Source organism: uncultured Sulfitobacter sp. (assembly GCF_947500075.1).
Classification (GTDB): Bacteria; Pseudomonadota; Alphaproteobacteria; order Rhodobacterales; family Rhodobacteraceae; genus Sulfitobacter.
The window spans coordinates 429215-452102 of the sequence record NZ_CANMQS010000002.1; the positions used below are offsets into that span (position 1 = coordinate 429215).

The window sequence follows — 22888 nt, forward strand, 5'->3', positions numbered from 1 at the left end:
GAGAACGTCCTACCTTATATCGGGACGGAGAACAGGGGTTGGTTTGTAAATAATGGTTAGGGCCAGGCAAAAATCTGCTATACAGGTCAGCATTTGTGACCTATCATGGGTCTATATCTAGCGAACGCCAAAATGACCGGGGAGGGTCATCATGACCACGCAGAAGATTTCACTCAACGACCGCTTTGATCTGGAGAAGTCGCCCGTGCTGCTCAACGGCACGCAGGCGCTGGTGCGGTTGATGTTGATGCAATCGGCCCGTGACAAGGCGGCGGGGCAAAATACCGCTGGCTTGGTCACCGGGTATCGCGGCAGCCCCTTGGGCGCAGTTGATATGCAGATGGCACGGGCGGAGAAGCAATTGGCCGAAGGGAACGTGACCTTTCAGGCCGGGCTGAACGAGGATCTGGCAGCGACGGCACTGTGGGGCGCGCAACAGGCCGAACTGCGTGGAGAGGGCAAATACGACGGCGTCTTTGGCCTGTGGTACGGCAAGGGACCGGGTGTGGACCGTTCCGGCGATGTGATGCGGCATGCGAACATGGCGGGCACCTCCGCCCTTGGCGGTGTGCTGATGGCGATGGGGGATGACCATACGGGCGAATCCTCCACCGTGCTGCACCAGTCGGAATTCGCGATGGTCGATGCCTACATGCCTGTGGTGTCCCCTGCGGGGGTGCAGGAGATCATGGATTACGGTCTCTACGGTTGGGCGCTGTCGCGCTATGCGGGCGTCTGGGTGGGGCTGAAGACGATGAAGGACACGGTGGAGGTCACCTCCGTTGTGGATGGCGATCCGCATCGGTTGTCCTTTGTCACGCCGGATTACCCGATGCCGCAAGGCGGGTTGAATATCCGCCTTGTCGATGACCGCATCGCGCAGGAGGCACGGCTGATCGACCATAAGCGCCATGCTGCCGAAGCGTTCAGCCACGCCAACAAGATGGACAAACGCATCTGGGGCAAACCGGGGGCGAAAATCGGGTTTGTGGCGGCGGGCAAGAACTGGCTTGATCTGGTGCATGCGCTGTCGCTCTTGAACATTGATGAGAACGAAGCGGAGCGGTTGGGGATCACCACCTATAAGGTGGGCCAGACATGGCCGCTGGACATGAAGGGTTTCCACGACTGGGCCGAGGGGCTGGACCTGATCGTGGTGGTTGAGGAAAAGCGCAAGCTCATCGAGGTGCAGATCAAGGAAGCGATCTTTGATGACCGGCGCGGGCGGCGGGTGTACGGCGGCACGAAGAACGGCGAAGAGTTCTTTTCCGCGCGCTGGGCGCTTGATCCGATTGATATTGCTCAGAAACTGGGCGACGTGCTGTGTGAAGAGGGGCGTGAGACCGACGGGATCAAAGCCGGTCTGGCACGTCTGGACGAAGCGCGGCGGGCAGATAACGCTGAGGAGTTGGCGGCGCGGTTGCCGTATTTCTGTTCGGGCTGTCCGCATAATTCATCGACCAAAGTGCCCGATGGCAGCCGCGCTTATGCGGGCATCGGGTGTCACTTCATGGCGCAGTGGATGGACCGGGAGACACTGGGTTTCACCCACATGGGTGGCGAAGGGGCGAACTGGATCGGGGAGGCACCGTTTTCCAACACGCCGCATGTGTTCCAGAACCTTGGGGACGGGACCTACAACCACTCCGGCGTGCAGGCCATTCGCGCGGCTTTGGCGGCGGGGACGAACATCACCTACAAGATCCTCTACAACGATGCGGTGGCGATGACGGGCGGTCAGCACAACGAAGGCGATCTGGACGCGCCGCGCATCGTGGCGGAGTTGAAAGCGATGGGGGTGAAGACCCTCGCCGTGGTCTACGATGAAAAAGAGGACGTGGATTTCAACGCCTTCAAGGGGATAGAGACCTTTGAACGGGCGGAGTTGATGAACGTACAGGAGCGCTTTGCCAAGGCCCCCGGCGTCAGCGCTATTGTCTACATCCAGACCTGCGCGGCGGAAAAACGTCGCCGCCGCAAGCGTGGGTTGTTCCCGGACCCGGACAAGCGTGTGTTCATCAATTCAGACGTCTGTGAGGGCTGTGGCGATTGCGGGGTGCAGTCGAACTGCGTGTCGATTGTGCCAAAAGAGACGGAGTTGGGCCGCAAGCGGGCGATTGATCAATCGTCCTGCAACAAGGATTTCTCCTGCGTGAAAGGGTTCTGCCCGTCGTTTGTGACCATCGAAGGCGCGAAAATCCGCAAGGAGCCGACAACCGACGTGGTGATCCCGGATCTGCCCGAAGCGGATCTGCCGCCGATCAATGGCACGTTCAATGTGGTGATTACGGGTGTCGGTGGCACAGGCGTCGTCACCATCGGTGCGGTGCTGGCGCAGGCGGCACAGATCGACGGCAAAGGTGCTGGCATGATGGAGATGGCAGGGCTGGCCCAGAAAGGCGGTGCGGTGAACATCCATTGCCGTCTGGCGGAGCGGCCAGAAGATATCTCTGCCATTCGCGTGGCGACGGGGGAGTGTGACGCGCTGATTGGCGGCGATCTGGTGACTTCGGCCGGGAACAAGACGCTTGGTTTGACGTCAGCGGGCAGGACGGGCGCGGTGGTCAACGCGCATCAGATCATCACGGGCGATTTCACCCGCGATACGGAATTCCAGATGCCCTATGACCGGATGGAACTGGCGCTGGAAGCGCGGCTGAAGGACGATGTGGTGTTGTTTGACGCCTCGGACCTTGCCAAGGCGACGCTGGGGGATTCGATCTATTCCAACATGATGATCTTTGGTGGCGCGTGGCAGCGGGGCCTGATCCCGCTGACGCTGGAGGCCATTCAGGACGCGATCCGGCTGAATGGGGCTGCGGTGGAGCGGAACCTGCGCGCGTTTGAACTGGGGCGCTGGGCGGTGCTCTATCCGGCGGAGGCCGAGGCGGTGCTGACGCCCAATGTGATTGAATTGCCCAAGACACTGGACGAAAAGATCGCGTTTCGCAAAGACCATCTGGTGGCCTATCAGAGCAAGCGGTTGGCCAAGCGATACGGCAAGATGCTGGACGGGATTGACGATAAGGATGTGCGGGCTGCGGTGGCGGAAGGCTATCATAAGCTGTTGACCTACAAGGATGAATACGAAGTGGCGCGGCTGTTGCTGAGCAGTCGGGAGAAGGCGGAAGCGGAATTTGAAGGCGATCTGAAGCTGACCTTCAATCTGGCCCCGCCGATGCTGTCGAAGACCGGGCCGGATGGCCGTCCGATGAAGCGCGAATTCGGTCCCTGGCTGGAACGCCCTTTGCGGATGATGGCGCGGCTGAAACGCCTGCGCGGCACGCCGCTGGATGTGTTTGGCTACACGGCAGAGCGGAAGATGGAGCGGGCGCTGATCAAACAATATGAAATGGATATGAAAGCAGCGCTGCCGAAGCTGTCTGACGCGACGCGGGATGCGGTTGTGGCGCTGGCGCGTTTGCCGCTGGATATTCGCGGCTTTGGCCCGGTGAAACAGGCTAATGAAGCCAAGGCGGCCAAGCGGCGTGAGGAGCTGCTGAGCGTGATCAATGCAGGCGGGCCACAGGTGGCGGAGGCGGCGGAGTAGGGGTTCACGGAACTGTTGCGTTTCGCGGATAAACTCCCACATCTGAAAGAGAGCAACCCAGAGGAGGCTGACCGGATGCCCCTGACACGCCGCAGACGCCTGAACCGATCAACCCGCAAGGCGGTAAGTGACCTCACCTATGCAGGCGCGGCCCAGACGCGCGGCGGGCGCGCGATGATCCGGTTGATGGAGAATGCCTCGGGCCGGGTGGGGCTGATCCGGCGGGCGCGGGGGTATGAGGATGACATCCGTGCAGGGCAGGATCTGTTTTCGGTCATGGTGGATCGCTATGGGCTGAGTTTGGACGTGGTCAGCGGATCGCTGGACCTGATCCCGCGCACCGGGCCAGTGATCCTGATTGCGAACCACCCTTACGGCATTCTGGACGGGTTGATGCTGGGGCAGATGCTGGCGCAGACGCGGGGGGATTTTCGCATTCTGGCCAATGCGGTGTTCAACCGCGCGCCGGAGCTTAACCGGACACTGCTGCCGATCAGCTTTGATGAGACCAAGGACGCGCTGGCGCTGAACCTGCGCACGCGGCGCACTGCGCTGGACTATCTGGGGCAGGGTGGCGCAATCGGCGTCTTTCCGGGAGGCACGGTCAGCACAGCGGTGAAGCCGTTCTCCCGCCCGCTCGACCCGGTGTGGCGCAGTTTCACCGCCCGTATGATTGCCAAAAGCCGCGCCACAGCGGTCCCTGTCTATTTCCACGGCCACACCAGCCGATTGTTCCAGATTGCGAGCCACATGCACTTCACCCTGCGCATGGGGCTGCTGATCAAGGAATTCCACCGCCGCGTGGATACCCCGGTGCGCGTCGGCATCGGAACGCCCCTGACCCGTGACGTTTTGGACCCGCTTGCAGGCGACGGCAAAGCGATGATGGATTTCCTGCGCAAAGCGACCTATGAGTTGTCGCCAGACCCCGTCGGTGCGTCCGATCTGGGGTTTGAGTTTGAACAACGGCATCGCGCCTAGCGTCTGAGTGAGACATGGCAGTAGGAATTTTCGACAGCGGCCTTGGCGGGCTGACCGTGCTGAATGCCGTGCAGGCGCGCCTGCCGGAGGTGGATTTCGTCTACCTCGCCGACAGCGCGCATGCGCCTTACGGCGTGCGGACGCCGGATGATATCTACAATCTGACCACAGCAGCGGTGCAGCGCTTGTTCGATGCGGGCTGCGATCTGGTGATTCTGGCCTGCAACACGGCCTCTGCGGCGGCCTTGCGGCGGATGCAGGAACGCTGGGTGCCGTCGGACAAACGGGTGCTGGGCGTGTTTGTGCCGATGATCGAAGCGCTGACGGAGCGGCAGTGGGGGGACAATTCCCCGCCGCGTGAGGTTGCGGTGCAGCATGTGGCGTTGTTCGCGACCCCTGCGACCGTCTCCAGCCGGGCGTTCCAGCGCGAACTGGCGTTTCGGGCGATTGGCGTGGACGTAGAAGCGCAGGCCTGTGGCGGTGTTGTGGATGCGATTGAGGACGGGGACATGATCCTTGCCGAAGCGCTGGTGCAGAGCCATGTGGACGCGCTGAAGCGCAAGATGCCGGACCCGGATGCGGCTATTCTGGGCTGTACCCATTATCCGCTGATGCAGGAGGCGTTCCAGAAAGCGCTGGGTGCGGATGTGAAGGTGTTCTCTCAGGCCGATCTGGTGGCCGAAAGCCTTGCCGATTATCTGGCAAGACGCCCGGAAATGCTGGGCAAAGGCGAGGCGGCCTGCCTGACCACGGGTGATCCCGCTCAGGTCAGCAGCCGGGCCACGCAGTTTTTGCGACGACAGATGATCTTTACTGCCGCTTAAACCTGACGTACCAGACGCCCGAACAGGGCCACTTCCCAAAGGGAAACCACCATGACCTATTCCATCGCCATCCTTGGCGCCTCCGGCTATACCGGGGCTGAACTTATCCGGCTGATTGCTGGCCATTCCTCCATGCAGATCAAGGCATTGGGCGCGAACTCTAAAGCGGGTATGAGTGTTGCGGAGGTGTTCCCACACCTGCGCCAAATGGACCTGCCTGTGCTGCAAAAGATTGATGAAATCGACTTTGACGGCATCGATCTGTGCTTTTGCGCGCTGCCGCACAAGACCTCTCAGGAAGCGATCTCGGCCCTGCCGAAGACCTTGAAGATTGTGGACCTGTCGGCGGACTTCCGGCTGCGTGATCCGGCAGCATATGAGAAATGGTACGGCAACCCGCATACGGCCATCGCGCAGCAGGAAGAGGCGGTCTACGGCCTGACGGAATTCTACCGGGAGGAGATCCGCGCCGCCCGGCTGGTCGCGGGCACGGGATGCAACGCGGCGACCGGGCAGTTTGCCCTGCGGCCATTGATCGCGGGTGGCGTGATCGGGCTGGAGGATATCATCCTCGACATGAAATGCGCGGTGTCCGGCGCGGGACGGGCGTTGAAGGAAAACCTGCTGCATGCGGAGCTCTCTGAAGGTTATCACGCCTATGCCCTGGGCGGCACGCACCGGCATCTGGGGGAGTTTGATCAGGAATTCTCTGCCGTGGCAGGACGGCCTGTTCAGGTGCAGTTCACGCCGCATTTGTTGCCTGTAAACAGGGGGATACTGGCCACTTCTTATGTGTCGGGTGAAGCGGATGCGATCCATGAGACGTTGGCTTCGGCCTATGCGGATGAGCCTTTTGTCGAAGTGCTGCCTTTCGGTGAGGCGCCCAGCACGCATCACGTGCGGGGATCGAACTTCTGCCATGTCGGGGTGACTGCAGACCGGATTGCGGGCCGCGCGATTGTGGTGGCGGCCCTTGATAACCTCACCAAAGGGTCAAGCGGGCAGGCGTTGCAGAACGCCAATCTGATGTTAAATATAGCGGAGACAGAGGGGCTGATGATGGCCCCGCTCTTCCCGTAAGGCTGATGGCGCCATGAAGAACCTGAAAAAGCAACGACGTATCCAGATCATTGCATTGGCGGTGGTGGCGCTGATCGGCTCCACCGCGCTGATTGGCTACGCGATGCGGGATGGGATCAACTTCTTCATGTCGCCCACACAGATCATCGCGGAGCCGCCCGCGCCGAACGAAGTGCTGCGGATCGGCGGGCTGGTGGTGGAGGATTCGATCCGTCCGGATACCGGGCAGAAGTTCTTCTTCTCTGTCACCGATGGTGGGGCGATTGTGCCGGTGCATTACGTGGGCGATGACATCCCACCGGATCTGTTCAGCGAGGGCGAAGGCATGGTTGGCACCGGAAGCTACGTCAATGGTGTCTTTGAAGCCACTGAAATCCTTGCCAAACACGACGAAAGCTATATGCCGGCTGAGGTGATCGATGCGCTGAAGGAGCAGGGCGTCTACATCGACCCCGACGCCTGAGCACACACCCTGCGCACGGTGCCTGTGCGGCTTGTTAACCACATCTGACGCAGCTTGTTCCCGTCAATCACGACGAGGAGCGCTGCGATGCCAATGGTTCGAGATATTGCCACCCAGATTGTTGCCCGCGAAGGCGGCTATGTGAACGACCCTGACGATCCGGGCGGGGCGACGAAGTTTGGTGTGACCATACATACCATGCGGCGTTTGGGGCTGGATTTGAGCGGGGATGGCAAGGTGGGCGCCGCTGATGTGAAGCTGCTGACCCGCGCGCAGGCCACGGATATCTTTATCAAGCATTATTTTGAGAAGCCCGGCATCGCGATGCTGCCGGAGGCCCTGCAAGCCAGTGTGTTTGACATGTACGTCAATGCAGGCGGCAATGCTGTGAAGATTTTGCAGAGGCTTTTCAACGAGATGGGCTTTGCCCTTAAAGTTGATGGCCAGCTGGGCGGCCGCACCGCGCAAGCGGCGGATGAGGCCATGCAGACCGCGCCCGATCTGGTGGTTGATGCCTACGGCATTGCGCGGCGGAACTACTATTTCCGCCTTGCGGACAGCCGCAAAGCCAGCCGCAAGTATGCGCGCAGCCGTGCGGGGGGCAAGGGTGGCTGGATCACGCGGGCGGAAGATTTTATCTCGGCCAGGTTTCACCTGAGCATGGCGGATTTCAACAAGAGGACGGCGTCATGGGGTTGATGGAACGGGTGTTGAGCCTTGTCTTCGGGGGCGGGCAGAACGTGGTGCGCGACACCGTCGAGGTGTTTCGGGAGAATGCGGAAGGCGGGGCCAAGCGCGCCTCTGACTTGCAAGGCAAGGCTTTGGCGCAATTCGGGGCCGAGTTTGCCGTGGCCCGGCGGGGCCGGTTTGACAGGTTCATGGATGGGCTGAACCGCCTGCCACGGCCCGCACTGGCGCTGGGAACGCTGGGGCTGTTTGTCTCGGCCATGGTGGCGCCCTTGTGGTTTTCCGAACGCATGCAGGGGATCGCGCTGGTGCCGGAGCCGCTGTGGTGGCTGCTGGGGGTCATCGTGTCCTTCTACTTTGGTGCCCGGCATCAGTTGAAAGCACAGGAATTCCAGCGCGGGCTGGTGGGGTCGATGGCGCGGGTGCCGGAAGTGCTGGAGAATATCGAGGCGATCCGCGCGCTGGATCGCAGCGCTGATGCGCCTGCACCGCAGATCGCACCGGTGCTGCCTGCCCCGGTGATGCTGTCAAAGATCGTGCCGGTGGTTGCGCAGCAGCCGGTCTGGCATCCACAGGGTAACGCGGCATTGGATGCTTGGAAGGCCGCGCGCCGCTGACTGCGACGCTTTGCGCACCAACGGATGCGTGAGGTCTATGGCGCGGATGCGCCATGCGGCATATACTAGCGGGTATGATTACAGAACTTGGTCACTTCGCCCTGATCCTCGCCTTTTTGGTCGCCATCGTGCAGATGGTGGTCCCCATGATTGGAGCCCAGAAACGATGGGGTTCCTGGATGGCCGTGGCTGAGCCTGCGGCGAATGCCCAGTTCGCGCTGACGCTGGTGTCCTTCGGGGCGCTGATGTACGCCTTCATCGTCTCCGATTTCAGCCTGCAACTGGTTGTGGCCAACAGCCATTCGGCCAAGCCGATGCTCTACAAGATCAGCGGCACATGGGGGAATCACGAAGGGTCGATGCTGCTTTGGGTGCTGATCGTGACGCTTTTTGGCGCGATGGCAGCGTGGTTTGGCGGCAATCTGCCACCCGGCCTGAAGGCGCGGGTGCTGTCGGTGCAATCGGCCATCGGGGTGGCGTTTTTTGCGTTTATCCTGTTCACCTCAAACCCCTTCATCCGGTTGGAGACACCGCCCTTTGACGGGCAGGACCTGAACCCGCTGTTGCAGGACCCCGGTTTGGCCTTCCATCCGCCGTTCCTGTACCTTGGCTATGTGGGCCTCAGCATGGCGTTCAGCTTTGCTGTGGCGGCCCTGATCGAAGGCCGTGTGGATGCCGCTTGGGGCCGCTGGGTGCGGCCCTGGACGCTGGCGGCTTGGGTGTTTCTGACCATCGGCATCGCGCTGGGGTCCTGGTGGGCCTATTACGAATTGGGCTGGGGCGGTTTCTGGTTCTGGGACCCGGTTGAGAATGCGTCGTTCATGCCTTGGCTGCTGGCTGCCGCACTCCTGCACTCCGCCATAGTGGTGGAGAAACGCGAGGCGTTGAAAAGCTGGACGATTCTGCTGGCGATCCTCGCCTTCGGCTTTTCGCTGATCGGGACGTTCATTGTGCGGTCGGGCCTGCTGACCTCCGTGCATGCCTTTGCCAATGATCCGGAGCGGGGCATCTGGATCCTGCTGATCATGGGCTTCTTCATGGGCGGCGCGCTGGTGCTGTTTTCGATCCGCGCGGGCGTGATGGAGGCGAAAGGCGTCTTCAGCCTTGCCAGCCGTGAATCGGCGCTGGTGATGAACAACCTGCTGCTGGCGGTGTCCAGCTTTGTGGTCTTCGTGGGCACCATGTGGCCACTGGTGGCGGAGATGTTCTTTGACCGTAAGCTGAGCGTCGGGCCACCGTTCTTCAACGCGGCCTTCACCCCCTTCATGGTGGCGCTTGGGCTGATCCTGCCGGTGGGCTCTGTGCTGCCGTGGAAACGCGCGCGGCTGCTGAAGGCGATGAAACCGCTGCGCTATGTCTTTGTGCTGGCGATTGCGGTGGGCGGTCTGGCCTTTGCCATGCAGACGGGCCGCAGCCTGATTGGGCCGATTGGCATGTTCCTGGCGGCGTGGATCCTGATGGGCGTGGTGATGGAACTGGCCCAACGCACCGGGCGGGGCGACAACCGTCTGGCGCGGCTCACGCGCCTGCCGCGCGCCGATTGGGGCAAGGCGGTGGCGCATGGCGGTCTGGGGATCACCATGGCGGGCGTGGCCGGTCTGACGGCCTGGACCATTGACGACATCCGGGTGGCGCAGATTGATCAGCCGTTCAGCGTGGGCAGCTATGAGCTGACGCTCCAGTCGGTGGAAGAGGTGCGCGGACCGAACTATCTGGCAACGCGGGCGGAGATCCTGCTGACCCAGGGCGGCGATGTGGTCGCGCAGCTGGTGCCGGAGAAACGGTTCTACCCGGTGGCGCAGATGCCCACGACTGAAGCGGCGATCGACTATGACCTGGCGCGGGACGTCTATGTGGTGATTGGCGATCAGCAGTCGAACGGCGGCTGGACGGTGCGGACCTACATCAAGCCGTTGACCAACTGGATCTGGATCGGCTCCGCGCTGATGGCATTTGGTGGTTTGCTGAGCCTGAGTGACAGACGCTTCCGCGTGGCGGCAGGCGCGCGCAAGTCATCGGCCACACCGGTGCCGGCAGAGTGAGGCGGCTCGCGCTGATCCTGATGCTGCTGGCCACGCCGCTGGCCGCGGTGCAACCCGATGAGATCCTGGATGATCCGGTGCTGGAAGAACGCGCGCGCGAACTGTCCAAGGGGTTGCGCTGTCTGGTGTGCCGTAATGAGAGCATTGATGAAAGCGACGCAAGCCTTGCGCGCGACCTGCGGCTTTTGGTGCGCGAACGTCTGGTGGCGGGCGATACGGACGATGAAGCAGTGGAATTCATCGTCGCGCGGTATGGGGAGTTTGTGTTGCTGAACCCGACCGTGTCAGGCGCCAATTGGCTGCTGTGGGGCGCGGGGCCGCTGATGCTGCTGCTGGCCGGTGGTGGCGGGTTGGTGTACCTGCGTGGCCGGGCAAGGGCCAAACCCGTCACGGAAGCGCCCCTCAGCGCGGAAGAGCAGGCGCGGCTGGACGATATTCTCAAGCAATAGTGCTGTGGGCTGCGTGACGTGCGGTTTCGCTGGCCCTGCCAGCGGCATTTGCTATCAAGGGGCAACGCTAAAGAGGATATCACGCCCATGGAATACCAGACCATCACCTATGAGGTTGCGCAGGACATCGCGGTTCTGACCCTGAACCGTCCGGAAAAGATGAACGCGCTGACAACCCAGATGCGGGCAGAGGTGGCCCATGCCGCCGCACAGGCGGGCAAGGACGCGCGGGTGCTGGTGATCACGGGGGCGGGCAATGCCTTTTGTTCTGGGCAGGATCTGGGGGACCGGGCAGACGCGGCCTCGGTCGATCTGGAACGCACGCTGCGCGATGAATATGCGCCGATGCTGCATGCGATCATCAACTGCCCGGTGCCGACGATTGCCGCGGTGAACGGACCCGCAGCAGGGGCAGGGGCCAACCTTGCGCTGGCTGCGGATGTGGTTTTTGCGACGGAAAGCGCCTATTTCCTGCAAGCCTTCACACGCATCGGCCTGATCCCGGATGCGGGCGGCACCTATACGCTGCCGCGCCAGATGGGCACGGCCAAGGCGATGGGCGCGGCGCTGTTTGCCGACAAGATCAGCGCGCGGCAGGCCGATGACTGGGGCATGATCTGGGAAGCGGTGCCTGACGCGCAGTTTGAGGCCCACTGGAAGGCCAAGGCAGCGCATCTGGCCTCCGGACCCACAGCGGCCTACCGCGCTGCGAAAGAGGTTATTCGCGGCTCCTGGGACAACACGCTGGAAGAGCAACTGGCGCTGGAAGCACGCGAGCAGGGCAAATGCGGTGCCTCACGCGATTTCAAGGAAGGCGTGATGGCGTTTACGCAAAAGCGGCCTGCGTCCTTCGAAGGCCGGTAAGCGCGCTTTGCTCCGGTCGATGCCGGGGTCAGACGTGACGCTCAACCAGCAAGACGTCCTCAGCAGACGGCGCAGGGCCAGTGGCCCGCGCCACGACAGCCACGGCAATCCCATCGGCCAGCACGGTATGCACGGTGCCTGAGACCTGTTTGATCGTGATTTCCGGCGGCGTCTGGCCTTTGTCAAACACAACGGCCACATGATCGCATTTCTGCGTGGCGTCTGGTACAAGAAGGCCCTGCGGAACGGGGGCTTTGGCATCATTCATCGGATAGACGGCAGTGGCGGTGTCCCAGCGCAGGCCGGGCAAGATCACTTGCTTGTTCATGTTTCTGACCTCTGACGGCGCATCCGCGCCTGTGCGGCCACACGGGCCTTGCGGTCTTCATTCCGTTTCAGCAGCGTCAATAACGCTGCCCCTACAAACATCCCTGCGACAAACAACGCCGCGTCCAGCCCCAACATGACCAATACCCCCTAATCAATACTGAATCAGTAATGCCTGATATTGGACTCGGTCAAGCAGCGGGGGGTGATTGTCGGGGCCTCAGAAACAATGACACAATTTGGCCCTTATTCACGGGTTCGTGTTTCGGATCGTGAAAAGGCGGGGGAAACAATCGCGGGGAAATCGCGGCATTGTTCAGGTCTGTATCTGGTGGTTAATGGGTTGATTCGGAACAGATGTTGTAGCCACCCGGGGAACGCGAAACGCCCCGCGTTTCAGGCGGGGCGGTTGCAAAGATCTGAAAGGGAGCGGCGCGCTCAGCGCGTTTCGATATCGGTGTAATCGCGCTGTGTCTCACCCAGATACAACTGGCGGGGACGGCCGATCTTGTTCTGTGGATCGGCGATCATTTCCTTCCACTGGGAGATCCACCCGACCGTGCGCGACAGTGCGAAGATCGGGGTGAACATCGACGTGGGGAAGCCCATCGCCTCAAGAATGATACCGGAGTAGAAGTCCACATTCGGGAACAGCTTCTTGTCCGCGAAATACGGATCTTCCAGCGCCTGTTTCTCCAGCTCCTTCGCGACTTGCAGGATCGGGTTGTTGTCCACACCCAGAAGCTCCAGCACCTCGTCAGCGCTTTCCTTCATCACGGTCGCGCGGGGGTCGAAGTTCTTGTAGACGCGGTGGCCGAAGCCCATCAGGCGGAAGGGGTCTTCCTTGTCCTTGGCCCGCGCGATGAACTCAGGAATGCGGTCGGGTGTGCCGATCTCCTTGAGCATCTCAAGGCAGGCCTGGTTCGCACCGCCGTGGGCCGGACCCCAGAGGCAGGCAATGCCCGCCGCGATACAGGCAAACGGGTTCGCGCCGGAGGAAGACGCCAGCCGCACGGTGGAGGTCGAGGCGTTCTGTTCATGATCTGCGTGCAGGGTGAAGATACGGTCCATCGCCCGGCTGAGGATCGGATCGACCACATAATCTTCGGCAGGCACGGCAAAGCACATGCGCAGGAAGTTCGACGCATAATCCAGATCATTGCGCGGATACACGAAGGGCTGACCGATGGTGTACTTGTAGGCCATCGCCGCAATCGTCGGCATCTTGGCGATCAGGCGGATGGAGGCCACTTCGCGCTGCCATGGATCGTTGATGTCGGTTGAATCGTGATAGAAGGCGGACATTGCGCCAACCACACCCACCATAACGGCCATCGGATGTGCGTCGCGGCGGAAGCCACGGAAGAAATTCATCATCTGCTCATGCAGCATGGTGTGATTGGTCACACGGCTTTCGAAGTCTTCCAGCTCCGCCGGGGTCGGAAGCTCCCCGTAGAGCATCAGATAGCAGACTTCGAGGTAGTGCGATTTGCCCGCCAGCTGGTCAATCGGATAGCCCCGGTGCAGCAGAACGCCCTCGGCGCCGTCGATATAGGTAATGGTGCTGTCACAGGAGGCTGTGGAGGTGAAACCGGGATCGTAGGTAAACACATTTGCCTGGGCATAGAGTTTGCGGATGTCGAGCACATCAGGCCCAGCGGTCGGCGAGAAGATGGGCAGGTCATAGTCCTTGCCATCAATGGTCAGCGTTGCGGATTTGTTGCTCTCAGTCATGCGGTCCCTTCCCGTCTGTTGGTTGCGGTGCCGAAGTGGCCTCCGCACCGGGTGGCCCTGAACATGGGCCGCCCCGCGTCTTTGTCGCAGTCAGCGTTAACATGCGGTGAACCAGACCTCAGTCCGCCGCTGCGTCGCTCAGCCGGGCCAGAACTTCGGTTTGTCCCAACACAAGCATCATGTCAAAAACCGAAGGGGTCACTGCGCGCCCGGCCAAGGCCGCACGAAGCGGCCCTGCGAGTTTGCCGAACTTGGTGTCTTTCGCGGCAGCAAAGCCGTTCATCACCTCCTCCAGCGTCTCACGGTCCCAGCTAGCATTCTGCAACTGCGGCGTCAAATCATTCAGTATACCACGGGATACCGTATCAAGGTTCCTGGCGGCCTTCTCATCCGGCTGAATGGGCCGGGAGGTCAGGACAAACTGTGCTTTTTCAAGGAGTTCCGGAAGCGTTTTGGCCCGTTCCTTGAGGCAATACATCGCACGCTCCAACCCGTCGGCCTGTGCGGGCGTCAGTGCTGTTTCTCCGTTGGCGCGCAGATATGCCTCACATTCGTGCCGCAATGCAGCGTCATCCCCGGCCGCGATATGCTGCCCGCAGATGTTTTCGAGCTTCTTGAGGTCGAACTGCGCGGGGCTCTTGCGGATGCCATCCAGATCGAACCACTCCTGCGCCTGCGCATCGGTAAAGAATTCGTCGTCCCCATGGCTCCACCCCAGCCGCGCCAGATAATTGCGCATGCCCGCCGCGGGATAGCCCATGGTCTGGTATTCCTGCGCGCCCAAGGCCCCGTGGCGTTTGGAGAGTTTCTTGCCATCCGACCCATGAATGAGCGGGATATGGGCCCAGACCGGCACGTCCCAGCCCATGGCGTCATAGATCATCATCTGCCGCGCGGCGTTGTTGAGGTGATCATCGCCCCGGATCACATGGGTCACGCCCATATCATGGTCATCTACAACAACCGCCAACATATAGACGGGCGTGCCATCTGAACGTAACAAAACCATGTCATCCAATGTGGTATTCTGGATGGTGACATCGCCCTGCACGCGGTCACGGATCACGGTCGTGCCGTCTTGGGGTGCCTTGATGCGGACGACATAGGGCGCATCGGGGTGATCCGCCGCCGCCGCATCGCGCCAGGGCGACCGGTAGAGGGTGCTTTTGCCCTCAGCCTTCGCGGCCTCGCGAAACCCGGCGATCTCCTCCTGCGTAGAGAAACATTTGTAAGCCTTGCCCTGCGCGAGCAAGTCCAGCGCCACCTCCGCATGGCGGGGAGCATTGTCGAACTGGCTGACGATCTCTCCATCATGGTCCAGACCGAGCCACGCCATGCCTTGCAGGATGGCATCCGTCGCCTCCGGGGTGGAGCGGGCACGATCCGTATCTTCGATCCGCAACAGGAATTGGCCGCCCCGGCCACGGGCGTAGAGCCAGTTGAAAAGCGCGGTGCGCGCGCCGCCGATATGCAGAAAGCCAGTGGGGGACGGGGCAAAACGGGTGACAACGGGGGAAGACATCAGCGGCGGTTTCCTTTGAAAAGCAGTGCTTGGGCGGCGGCGTTTACCATTTGATAACCATGGCGCGCCTAGGTTTGCGCCTGTCTATCCAGTGCAGGGAACGGGGGCAAGCATGGGCGCGCGCGCAGCCGTCATCGGCAGCGGTTTTGACAGGGCGGTCGGCACGATGCTGGCGCAGCGGGGTCACCTGATCGGCTGGGTGCCGGTGTGTCTGGCGCTGGGGATTGGCTGCTATTTCAGTCTGGTGGTGGAGCCTTCGCTGGTGCAGTTTTGCCTGCTTGGGCTGGGGGCCGTCGCCTGTGGCGTGCTGGCGCGGCGGATGCCGGAGGCGGTGTCCCCCTTTGCGGTTGGCATCAGCCTTTGCCTGATTGGTTTTCTCATCGCGGGTGCGCGGGCGCATAGCCTGTCGGCGCCGGTGCTGGGCTGGCGGTACTACGGCGCGATTGAGGGGCGGATTGTGGCGATGGACCGCAGCGGGTCGGACGCGCTACGCATCACGCTGGATGACGTGCGGCTGGACCGCGTGCCGCCCGCGCGCACACCTGAGCGGGTGCGCGTGTCGCTGCATGGACCTGACGGCATCACGCCGGAACCGGGCCTGCGGGTGATGACCACCGGACATCTGTCGCCGCCCGGCGGTCCGGTGGAGCCCGGTGGCTTTGATTTCCAACGCCATGCCTGGTTCGCGCAACTGGGCGCTGTGGGGTATACGCGCGTGCCGTTGATGGGGGCCGCGCCGGCGTCCGAAGGGCACGCGGGGCTGGCAGTGTTCCGGCTGCGCATGGCCGCATCTGCGCGGGTGCAGGCGGCATTGCCGGGGGATGTGGGTGGTTTTGCTGCCGCGATCACCACCGGGGACCGTTCCGCCATCAGCCAACCTGCGCTGGAGGCGCTGAGGGCCAGCAATCTGGCGCATCTGCTGGCAATCTCCGGGCTGCATATGGGATTGCTGAGCGCGGTCGTCTTTGGCGCGTTGCGCCTCATCCTGGCGGCCATCCCGCATACCGCGCTCAATTGGCCGACAAAAGGGATCGCGGCGGGCGGCGCTCTGATTGCCGCGGCCGGGTATCTTGCCCTGTCCGGCGGCAACGTCGCGACGGAGCGGGCGTTTATCATGGTCGCGGTCGCTTTGGGCGCGCTGATGCTGGGGCGGCGGGCCTTGTCCCTACGCGCCGTGGCCGTGGCGGCGACGATTGTGCTGGTGCTGCGGCCGGAGGCGCTGATGGGGCCGGGGTTTCAGATGTCTTTTGCCGCCACCACGGCGCTGGTTGCGGTCTTTGGATGGTTGCGCGGGATTGAAGTGGCGTGGCTGCCTGCGTGGCTCCGCCCTGTGTTCGGGGTCTTTGTGTCCTCCGCTGTGGCGGGGCTGGCGACGGCCCCCGTGGCTGCCGCGCATTTCAACGCGATTGCGCATTACGGGTTGATTGCCAACCTTGCATCCGTACCGCTGATGGGCGTTCTGGTGATGCCTGCGGCGGTGGTTGCGGTGGTGCTGGCCCCCTTGGGGCTGGAAGTGCTGGGGCTGTGGGTCATGGGCCTTGGGCTGCGCTGGATCCTCTGGGTGTCAGATACCGTGGCAGGCTGGGAGGGCGCACGGGGCTATGTCGTTTCACCCGGCCCATGGGTGCTGCCGGTGCTGGTGCTGGGGTTTTTGATGCTTGTGCTGTGGCAGGGCCGCGGGCGCTGGGTGGGCGTGCCGCTGATGGCGGGCGCTTTTGTACTGTGGCAGGGGGCGACCCGGCCGGATGTGTTGGTGGCGGAGAATGGCACGCTGGTGGGGGTGATGACCGCGCAGGGCCGCGCGTTGAGCAAGCCGAAAGGCGCGGGATTTGTGGCGCGGAACTGGTTGGAGAATGACGGCGACGGCAGCAGTCAGACCTGGGCGGCAGGACGCTGGACGGCCGGGCAGATTGTGCATGTGTCGGGCAAACGCGCGCTGGCGAAGGTCGAGGCATGCGGTGAGGATCAGATCATCGTGGCGAGCGTCGCGGCAGATGCGCTGAAAGCGCAAGGATGCCGGGTATTTGATCCGGTGACGTTGCGGGAAACGGGGGCTTTGGCCTTGTCCGCCGCACAGGACGGCTGGCGTATCACCACCGCACGGGAAATGACAGGTGCGCGCCCCTGGACCCATTGGCCGGAGGATGCGCGGTAGGGAGAGAGGCGGACCCTCTCAAGGGTCACGCCGTACAGGGGGTTTCAGTAGGTGCGGATCAGGCCGACCAGACGGCCCTGAACCTTGACCTTGTCCGAGGGCAGCACCCGTGTTTCATAAGCGGGGTTTGCCGCTTCCAAAGCGACAGACGCCCCCTTGCGGCGGAAGCGTTTCAGCGTCGCTTCATGGTCTTCGACCAAGGCCACGACGATGTCACCGTCATCGGCCACAGATGTCTCCCGAATGACCACAACGTCGCCGTCGTTGATCCCGGCTTCGATCATCGAATCCCCTTTGACCTCAAGCGCATAGTGGCTGCCGGATCCGGCGAGCATGCCGTTGGGCACGGAAATCGCCTGTGCGGCGTCGCTGATCGCTTCTATCGGCACACCCGCTGCGATCCGGCCCATCAAAGGCAGATCCGTCGCGCTGCCGGAGGATACCGTTTGCGCCGCTGGCGGCGGCGGAGCGTCAGGTTTGTCCCCTTCGATCACACGTGGGGTGAAGCCCGCAGGACCACCAAGGCTTTCAGGCAGTTTCACCACTTCAATCGCACGGGCGCGGTGCGCAAGGCGGCGGATGAACCCGCGTTCCTCAAGCGCTGTGATCAAACGGTGAATGCCGGACTTGGACCGCAGATCCAGCGCCAGTTTCATCTCATCAAAGCTGGGCGGGACGCCATCGCGTTGAACACGCTTGTGAATAAAAGCAAGCAGATCGAGTTGTTTCTTGGTCAGCACGGGCGATCCTTCCGAACAGAGTTTTGCTTTGTTCTATGGATGTTCCCGTTTTGTGTCAAGTGTGTTTAGATTTCGATGTATGCAACGCTGTCGCCTGCGGTCCGGGCCGGATCGTCAACGGGGCGGATCAGCAGGGCGTTTGCCTCGGACAACACGCCGAGCAGGGAGCTGTCCTGACTGTCGGCCGGGGTGAGTTTCCCATCCTCAAGCCGGGCGCGCATGTAATGCGTGCGGGGGCCGTTTGCGTCGATGTCGCAGGCCAGTGGCGCGTGGCGCGTCTGATCGTGCAGGTCCGTCAGACCCAGCATGCGGCGCACCACCGGACGGACAAAGACCACGCCGCAGACCATGGCGGAAACCGGATTGCCGGGCAGGCCGATCATCGCGGCATCGCCGATGCGTCCGGCCATCAAAGGTTTGCCGGGACGCATGGCGACTTTGTAAAACGCCTGCTCCATGCCGATCTCACCGGCCACGCCCGCAACCAGATCATGATCCCCGACGGAGGCACCACCGATGGTCAGGATCAGATCCGCGCAGCGCGCTTGCCGGAAGGCTTCGGTCAGCGATGCGGTGGTGTCGCGCGCGATGGGCAGCATGCGCACCTCGGCCCCTGCGGCTTCCAGCAGGGCGGCAAGCCCGTAGCTGTTGGAGGCGACGATCTGGTCGGGGCCGGGGTCTTCGCCCGGTTGCACCAGCTCATCGCCGGTGGCGAGCACCGCAATGACAGGCTTGCGCGCCACAGGCACGGTGCCGTGGTTCATCGAGGCGAGCAGAGCGATGTCGGCGGGGCGCAGGATGCGGGGGCCAGACAGCACGTCGCCTGCTTTGAAATCCCCGCCAGCGGGGCGGATGTTGGTTTTGGTGCCGATCTTGTGGCCCAGCGTAATCAGATCGCCACGCCGCGTCACATCTTCCTGAATGACAACGAAATCAGCGCCTTCGGGCACCGGGGCCCCGGTGAAGATGCGCACGGCCTGACCGGGCCGGACGTCTCCGGCGTAGGCATGACCAGCAGCCGCTTCGCCGACCACCTTGAACATCGCGTCCGGCTCCACCTCATCCCCGCGCAGCGCGTAGCCATCCATGGAGGAGGCGGCGAAGGGCGGTTGCGTGCGCTTTGCAGCCAGATCATGGGCCAGCACACGACCTGCGGCGGTGCGCAGGGGCACGTCTTCGGCGGGCAGGGGGCTGACGAGGGCGAGGACTTTCTCAAGCGCCTCTTCAACGGGGATCATGGGGCCTCATATCGGCCGGATTTGCCGCCGTCTTTCAACACGACCCGCGTGCCGCCGATCTCCATGCCTTTGTCCACGGCTTTGGCCATGTCGTAGACGGTGAGCGCGGCGAGGGAGGCCGCTGTCAGCGCTTCCATCTCCACCCCGGTTTGACCGGTGGTTTTGACCGTGGCGGTGATGCGCAGGCCGGGCAGGTCGGCGTCTGGTTCCAGATCAACGGTGACCTTGCTGATCGGCAGCGGGTGGCAGAGGGGGATCAGGCGCGATGTTTCCTTGGCCGCCATGATCCCGGCAAGCCGCGCCACCCCCATCACGTCACCCTTTTTGGCGCGGCCTTCGGTAATGATCTCAAAGGTTTCGCGTTTCATCCTGATGTGGCTTTCGGCCACGGCGACCCGCGCGGTGATCTCCTTGTCAGAGACATCGACCATATGCGCATCCCCCTTGGCATCGAAATGCGTCAGCATCACATGCCTCCTGCTTGCAGCGGGTTGGCGAGCAGGGTGCGCGTGGCGGTTTCCACATCCGCCTGCCGCATCAGGCTTTCGCCAATCAGGAAGGTGCGCGCGCCGTACATGGCCATGTCGGCCAGGTCCTGCGGCGTGTTGAGGCCACTTTCACAGACGATTGTCCGGTCCGCAGGCACCTGTTTTGACAAAGTCCGCGTGGTGTCGAGGGTGGTCTCAAAGGTATTGAGGTTGCGGTTGTTGATGCCCATCAGGCGGCTCTTGAGCCGGGTGGCACGCTCCAGCTCCTCCGCACTGTGTACTTCAATGAGCGCATCCATCCCCCAGTCCGCAGCCGCCGCTTCGAGTTCCTGCGCCTGGGCGTCGGAAACGGAAGCCATGATGATCAGGATGCAATCAGCCCCCAGAGCGCGGGCTTCGGCGACCTGATAGGTGTCGTACATGAAATCCTTGCGCAGTGCCGGCAGGTCACAGGCCGCGCGGGCATCGGTGAGGAACGCCTTGGCGCCCTGAAAGCTGGGGGTGTCGGTGAGCACCGACAGGCAGGTCGCCCCGCCCGCTGCATAGGCCTGCGCCAGGGCTTCGGGGTCAAAATCGGCGCGGATCAACCCTTTGGACGGGCTGGCTTTCTTGATCTCCGCGATCAGCCCGTAGCCCTCACGGGAAGCATGGTGCAGCGCATCGGCAAAGGGGCGCACCGGACCAGCCGCCCGCGCCTCAGCCTCGACCGCCTCCAGCGGTTTGGCGGCTTTGTCAGCGGCGACTTCCTCAAGCTTGTAGGCTTTGATCTTGTCAAGAATGGTCTGTGTCATGGTGCCTCCGGGTCGCCCCAGTATATGCCGCTGTGGCCTTGCGCCTGCAACCACGCATTGGTCTGGCTGAACGGGCGGCTGCCGAAAAAGCCGCGATGGACAGACAGCGGGGAGGGATGCGCGCTGCTGAGTTTGAGGTTGCGCGCGCCGTCCACCGCCTGTGCGGCCTTCTGCGCAGGGTTGCCCCACAGGATGTAGACGCGGGGGGCATCCGCAAGCCGCGCCAGCACCTGACGCACCAGCACGTTCCAGCCGAGTTTCGCATGGGCCTTCGCCGCACCCTCCGGCACGCTGAGCGCGGTATTCAGGAGCAAAACGCCCTGATCGGCCCAGTCGCCCAGATCGGTGCGGGTCCGGGCCAGGCCCAGATCGGTTCCGATTTCCTTGAAGATATTGCCCAGACTGTCGAGCCGCCCGCCGAAGTCCTGCGGGATCGAAAAGGCCAGCCCATCCGCCTTGCCGGGCGTGTGATAGGGGTCCTGGCCCAGGATCACGACGCGGGTGGCGTCAGGTTGGCAGCGCTGCAAGGCGTGGAACATGGCGGCGCGGGGCGGATAGACGGGGCGGGATTCCGCCTCCAGCTGTGCCGCGATCTGCGGCCAGTCCTGCGCAAAGAACGGCAGCGCGCCCCAATCGCCCAGTCCCTGCGGGATCATTTCACGTGGGAGGCGTCAGCCACCTTCGTCAGACACTCCCGCGCGGCACCGGAATCGATGCTCTCCCGCGCGATCTCAACCCCGGCTTTCAGGGTTTGCGTTGCGTCCGCCACCACCAGTGCCGCCGCGGCATTCAGCAAAACGGCATCGCGGTAGGCGGAGGTTTCTCCATCCAGCAGCGCATTGAAATCACGCGCATTTTCTTCTGGTGTGCCGCCAATGATGTCTTCGAACGGATGCACGGGCAGGCCCGCTTCCTCAGGGTGGAGTTCAAAATCGCGCAGGGTGCCGTCTTCCAACGCACTGACCCAGCTGACGCCGGTGATCGTCAGCTCATCCGTACCGTCAGAGCCGTGCACCAGCCATGCCTTTTCGGACCCCAGCGCCTGCAACGTCTCCGCCATCGGGCGAATGAGGTCACGGAGGTAGGCACCGGTCAGCTGCCGTTTCACCCCGGCGGGGTTGGTCAGCGGACCAAGAATGTTGAAGATCGTCCGCGTGCCCAGTTCGGATCGCGTTGGCATCACATGGGCGATGGCCGGATGGTGCATGGGGGCCATCATGAACCCGATGCCGGCTTCATGCAGTTCGCGTTCGACCACTTTGGGGCCGACCATGACATTGATCCCCATCTGCCCCAGCGCATCCGCAGCGCCCGATTTGGAACTGAGGTTGCGGTTGCCGTGTTTGGCCACGGGCACGCCCGCGCCTGCCACCACAAAAGCCGTCGCGGTGGAGATGTTCAGCGTGCCCTTGCCGTCCCCGCCCGTGCCCACGATGTCCATCGCCCCTTCGGGCGCGCGGACCGCGTGGCACTTGGCGCGCATCACGCTGGCGGCGGCGGCGTATTCATCCACCGTTTCACCGCGCGTGCGCAGGGCCATCAGGAACCCGCCGATCTGGCTGGGGGTGGCTTCGCCATCAAACAGGATCTCGAAGGCTTCGGCGGCCTGCGCGCGGGTCAACGGGCCGTTTGCAGCCGCATCAATCAGGGGTTTGAGCGCGTCACTCATGCGGGCACCTGCATCGTATCTGTGAAGTTTTTCAGCATCGCGTGACCATGTTCGGACCGGATGGATTCGGGGTGGAACTGCACGCCGTGCAGGGGCAGATCGCGGTGTTGCAGGCCCATGATTGTGCCGTCGTCCAGCTCTGCGGTGATCTCAAGACAGGCGGGCAGGCTGGCCCGCTCCACAATCAGGGAATGATAACGTGTGGCGGCAAAGGGCGAGGGCAGGCCCGCAAACACACCTTTGCCGCTGTGGTGCATCTGACCCAGTTTGCCATGGACGATATCGCCCGCGCGCACGACCTTGCCACCAAAGGCCTGACCCAGCGTCTGATGGCCAAGACACACGCCCAGCAGGGGGATGCTTGCCTCTGCCGCGGCAAGGGTCAGATCAAGGCAAATGCCTGCCTGATCGGGGTCGCAGGGGCCGGGCGACAGCAAAATGCCCGCAGGCCGCAGTGCCAGCGCGTCGGCGACGCTTAGCTGATCGTTCCGGCGCACGGTGACATCCGTGCCCAGATCGCCCAGATAATGGACAAGGTTGTAGGTAAAGCTGTCGTAGTTATCTATCAGGAGCAACACGTTCGAATTCTTTGGTCTGGGACGGGCTTTAAGGGTGGAGCAGATGCGCTGTCGCGCGTTATATCGCCTTACATGTTCAGGCTTGTCCA

General features: G+C 62.7%; 22 protein-coding genes. 11 read left to right on the forward strand and 11 right to left on the reverse strand.

Translation table 11 applies throughout. The annotated features are described in order from the left end of the window. The first annotated feature begins 151 nt into the window (after nt 1–151). The 10 genes from Q1A91_RS07025 (at nt 152) to Q1A91_RS07070 (ending at nt 11557) form a co-directional block, all read left to right on the forward strand. Nucleotides 152–3550, forward strand: coding sequence for an indolepyruvate ferredoxin oxidoreductase family protein (locus Q1A91_RS07025; protein ID WP_299874880.1), 3399 nt, complete (start codon nt 152–154; stop codon nt 3548–3550). A 75-nt stretch (nt 3551–3625) separates the two neighbouring features. Beyond that, a complete protein-coding gene (locus Q1A91_RS07030) occupies nt 3626–4531 on the forward strand; it encodes a lysophospholipid acyltransferase family protein (protein ID WP_299874883.1) in 906 nt (301 codons plus the stop codon). Nucleotides 4532–4545: 14 nt separating this feature from the next. Further along, nucleotides 4546–5355 (forward strand): glutamate racemase, encoded by an 810-nt coding sequence (gene murI, locus Q1A91_RS07035; RefSeq protein WP_299874886.1) that lies wholly within the window; start codon nt 4546–4548, stop codon nt 5353–5355. A gap of 51 nt (nt 5356–5406) precedes the next feature. Continuing rightward, nucleotides 5407–6435 carry an N-acetyl-gamma-glutamyl-phosphate reductase gene (argC, locus tag Q1A91_RS07040; protein WP_299874889.1) on the forward strand — a complete coding sequence of 343 codons (1029 nt, stop codon included), beginning with the start codon at nt 5407–5409 and terminating at the stop codon, nt 6433–6435. A gap of 13 nt (nt 6436–6448) precedes the next feature. After that, nucleotides 6449–6898 carry a cytochrome c maturation protein CcmE gene (ccmE, locus tag Q1A91_RS07045; protein ID WP_299874892.1) on the forward strand — a complete coding sequence of 150 codons (450 nt, stop codon included), beginning with the start codon at nt 6449–6451 and terminating at the stop codon, nt 6896–6898. Between the two features lie 87 nt (nt 6899–6985). Next, nucleotides 6986–7597, forward strand: a complete 612-nt coding sequence (locus Q1A91_RS07050) for a holin-associated N-acetylmuramidase (RefSeq protein ID WP_299874895.1) — start codon at nt 6986–6988, stop codon at nt 7595–7597. Continuing rightward, a complete protein-coding gene (locus Q1A91_RS07055; RefSeq protein WP_299874898.1) occupies nt 7588–8202 on the forward strand; it encodes a holin family protein in 615 nt (204 codons plus the stop codon). The genes Q1A91_RS07050 and Q1A91_RS07055 overlap by 10 nt, the downstream gene beginning before the upstream one ends. Nucleotides 8203–8276: 74 nt before the next feature. Continuing rightward, complete coding sequence (locus tag Q1A91_RS07060) at nt 8277–10244, forward strand: heme lyase CcmF/NrfE family subunit (protein ID WP_299874901.1); 1968 nt, start codon at nt 8277–8279, stop codon at nt 10242–10244. A gap of 20 nt (nt 10245–10264) precedes the next feature. Next, the gene (locus Q1A91_RS07065) at nt 10265–10693 is read left to right on the forward strand and encodes a cytochrome c-type biogenesis protein (protein ID WP_299876141.1); all 429 of its coding nucleotides are present in this window, start codon (nt 10265–10267) and stop codon (nt 10691–10693) included. Between the two features lie 87 nt (nt 10694–10780). Beyond that, the gene (locus tag Q1A91_RS07070) at nt 10781–11557 is read left to right on the forward strand and encodes an enoyl-CoA hydratase-related protein (protein ID WP_299874904.1); all 777 of its coding nucleotides are present in this window, start codon (nt 10781–10783) and stop codon (nt 11555–11557) included. Between the two features lie 28 nt (nt 11558–11585). Here Q1A91_RS07070 and Q1A91_RS07075 read toward each other — a convergent pair whose 3' ends face one another. The 4 genes from Q1A91_RS07075 to gltX all read right to left on the reverse strand — a co-directional run bounded on the left by Q1A91_RS07075 (nt 11586) and on the right by gltX (nt 15140). Beyond that, entirely contained in the window at nt 11586–11885 is a 300-nt protein-coding gene (locus Q1A91_RS07075) for a hypothetical protein (protein ID WP_299874907.1), read from the reverse strand. Then, nucleotides 11882–12022: a hypothetical protein gene (locus tag Q1A91_RS07080; RefSeq protein ID WP_299874910.1), complete on the reverse strand. Its 141-nt coding sequence runs from the start codon at nt 12020–12022 to the stop codon at nt 11882–11884. Before Q1A91_RS07080 ends, Q1A91_RS07075 begins: the two co-directional genes overlap by 4 nt. Nucleotides 12023–12322: 300 nt before the next feature. After that, nucleotides 12323–13618, reverse strand: coding sequence for a citrate synthase (gltA, locus tag Q1A91_RS07085; RefSeq protein WP_299874913.1), 1296 nt, complete (start codon nt 13616–13618; stop codon nt 12323–12325). Nucleotides 13619–13736: 118 nt separating this feature from the next. Then, nucleotides 13737–15140, reverse strand: a complete 1404-nt coding sequence (gene gltX / locus Q1A91_RS07090; protein ID WP_299874916.1) for a glutamate--tRNA ligase — start codon at nt 15138–15140, stop codon at nt 13737–13739. 112 nt (nt 15141–15252) lie between these two features. On the opposite strand from gltX, the gene Q1A91_RS07095 reads away from it, so the two are divergent. Beyond that, the gene (locus Q1A91_RS07095; protein ID WP_299874919.1) at nt 15253–17295 is read left to right on the forward strand and encodes a ComEC/Rec2 family competence protein; all 2043 of its coding nucleotides are present in this window, start codon (nt 15253–15255) and stop codon (nt 17293–17295) included. Nucleotides 17296–17339: 44 nt separating this feature from the next. On the opposite strand, the gene lexA is transcribed toward Q1A91_RS07095, so the two are convergent. The 7 genes from lexA to Q1A91_RS07130 form a co-directional block, all read right to left on the reverse strand. Then, nucleotides 17340–18035 carry a transcriptional repressor LexA gene (lexA, locus tag Q1A91_RS07100; RefSeq protein ID WP_299874922.1) on the reverse strand — a complete coding sequence of 232 codons (696 nt, stop codon included), beginning with the start codon at nt 18033–18035 and terminating at the stop codon, nt 17340–17342. A gap of 65 nt (nt 18036–18100) precedes the next feature. Then, nucleotides 18101–19273, reverse strand: a complete 1173-nt coding sequence (glp, locus tag Q1A91_RS07105) for a gephyrin-like molybdotransferase Glp (protein WP_299874925.1) — start codon at nt 19271–19273, stop codon at nt 18101–18103. Continuing rightward, nucleotides 19270–19743 carry a cyclic pyranopterin monophosphate synthase MoaC gene (moaC, locus tag Q1A91_RS07110; RefSeq protein WP_299874929.1) on the reverse strand — a complete coding sequence of 158 codons (474 nt, stop codon included), beginning with the start codon at nt 19741–19743 and terminating at the stop codon, nt 19270–19272. The genes glp and moaC overlap by 4 nt, the downstream gene beginning before the upstream one ends. Further along, nucleotides 19740–20552 (reverse strand): indole-3-glycerol phosphate synthase TrpC, encoded by an 813-nt coding sequence (trpC, locus tag Q1A91_RS07115; protein WP_299874932.1) that lies wholly within the window; start codon nt 20550–20552, stop codon nt 19740–19742. The genes moaC and trpC overlap by 4 nt, the downstream gene beginning before the upstream one ends. Further along, nucleotides 20549–21208 carry a uracil-DNA glycosylase gene (locus Q1A91_RS07120; protein WP_299874935.1) on the reverse strand — a complete coding sequence of 220 codons (660 nt, stop codon included), beginning with the start codon at nt 21206–21208 and terminating at the stop codon, nt 20549–20551. The genes trpC and Q1A91_RS07120 overlap by 4 nt, the downstream gene beginning before the upstream one ends. Further along, nucleotides 21205–22221, reverse strand: a complete 1017-nt coding sequence (trpD, locus tag Q1A91_RS07125) for an anthranilate phosphoribosyltransferase (RefSeq protein ID WP_299874938.1) — start codon at nt 22219–22221, stop codon at nt 21205–21207. The genes Q1A91_RS07120 and trpD overlap by 4 nt, the downstream gene beginning before the upstream one ends. Further along, nucleotides 22218–22799: an aminodeoxychorismate/anthranilate synthase component II gene (locus Q1A91_RS07130; RefSeq protein ID WP_299874941.1), complete on the reverse strand. Its 582-nt coding sequence runs from the start codon at nt 22797–22799 to the stop codon at nt 22218–22220. The genes trpD and Q1A91_RS07130 overlap by 4 nt, the downstream gene beginning before the upstream one ends. Nucleotides 22800–22888 lie beyond the last annotated feature (89 nt).

What these genes read in the sequence shown, in the direction of transcription:
- glp (WP_299874925.1), bottom strand. Translation starts at nt 19,273, where the DNA reads ATGATCCCCGTTGAAGAGGCGCTTGAGAAAGTCCTCGCCCTCGTCAGC.
- ccmE (WP_299874892.1), top strand. Translation starts at nt 6,449, where the DNA reads ATGAAGAACCTGAAAAAGCAACGACGTATCCAGATCATTGCATTGGCG.
- Q1A91_RS07065 (WP_299876141.1), top strand. Translation starts at nt 10,265, where the DNA reads ATGCTGCTGGCCACGCCGCTGGCCGCGGTGCAACCCGATGAGATCCTG.
- murI (WP_299874886.1), top strand. Translation starts at nt 4,546, where the DNA reads ATGGCAGTAGGAATTTTCGACAGCGGCCTTGGCGGGCTGACCGTGCTG.
- Q1A91_RS07070 (WP_299874904.1), top strand. Translation starts at nt 10,781, where the DNA reads ATGGAATACCAGACCATCACCTATGAGGTTGCGCAGGACATCGCGGTT.
- trpC (WP_299874932.1), bottom strand. Translation starts at nt 20,552, where the DNA reads ATGACACAGACCATTCTTGACAAGATCAAAGCCTACAAGCTTGAGGAA.
- trpD (WP_299874938.1), bottom strand. Translation starts at nt 22,221, where the DNA reads ATGAGTGACGCGCTCAAACCCCTGATTGATGCGGCTGCAAACGGCCCG.
- argC (WP_299874889.1), top strand. Translation starts at nt 5,407, where the DNA reads ATGACCTATTCCATCGCCATCCTTGGCGCCTCCGGCTATACCGGGGCT.
- Q1A91_RS07050 (WP_299874895.1), top strand. Translation starts at nt 6,986, where the DNA reads ATGCCAATGGTTCGAGATATTGCCACCCAGATTGTTGCCCGCGAAGGC.
- gltX (WP_299874916.1), bottom strand. Translation starts at nt 15,140, where the DNA reads ATGTCTTCCCCCGTTGTCACCCGTTTTGCCCCGTCCCCCACTGGCTTT.
- Q1A91_RS07060 (WP_299874901.1), top strand. Translation starts at nt 8,277, where the DNA reads ATGATTACAGAACTTGGTCACTTCGCCCTGATCCTCGCCTTTTTGGTC.
- Q1A91_RS07095 (WP_299874919.1), top strand. Translation starts at nt 15,253, where the DNA reads ATGGGCGCGCGCGCAGCCGTCATCGGCAGCGGTTTTGACAGGGCGGTC.
- Q1A91_RS07080 (WP_299874910.1), bottom strand. Translation starts at nt 12,022, where the DNA reads ATGTTGGGGCTGGACGCGGCGTTGTTTGTCGCAGGGATGTTTGTAGGG.
- gltA (WP_299874913.1), bottom strand. Translation starts at nt 13,618, where the DNA reads ATGACTGAGAGCAACAAATCCGCAACGCTGACCATTGATGGCAAGGAC.
- Q1A91_RS07075 (WP_299874907.1), bottom strand. Translation starts at nt 11,885, where the DNA reads ATGAACAAGCAAGTGATCTTGCCCGGCCTGCGCTGGGACACCGCCACT.
- Q1A91_RS07055 (WP_299874898.1), top strand. Translation starts at nt 7,588, where the DNA reads ATGGGGTTGATGGAACGGGTGTTGAGCCTTGTCTTCGGGGGCGGGCAG.
- Q1A91_RS07030 (WP_299874883.1), top strand. Translation starts at nt 3,626, where the DNA reads ATGCCCCTGACACGCCGCAGACGCCTGAACCGATCAACCCGCAAGGCG.
- Q1A91_RS07025 (WP_299874880.1), top strand. Translation starts at nt 152, where the DNA reads ATGACCACGCAGAAGATTTCACTCAACGACCGCTTTGATCTGGAGAAG.
- Q1A91_RS07120 (WP_299874935.1), bottom strand. Translation starts at nt 21,208, where the DNA reads ATGATCCCGCAGGGACTGGGCGATTGGGGCGCGCTGCCGTTCTTTGCG.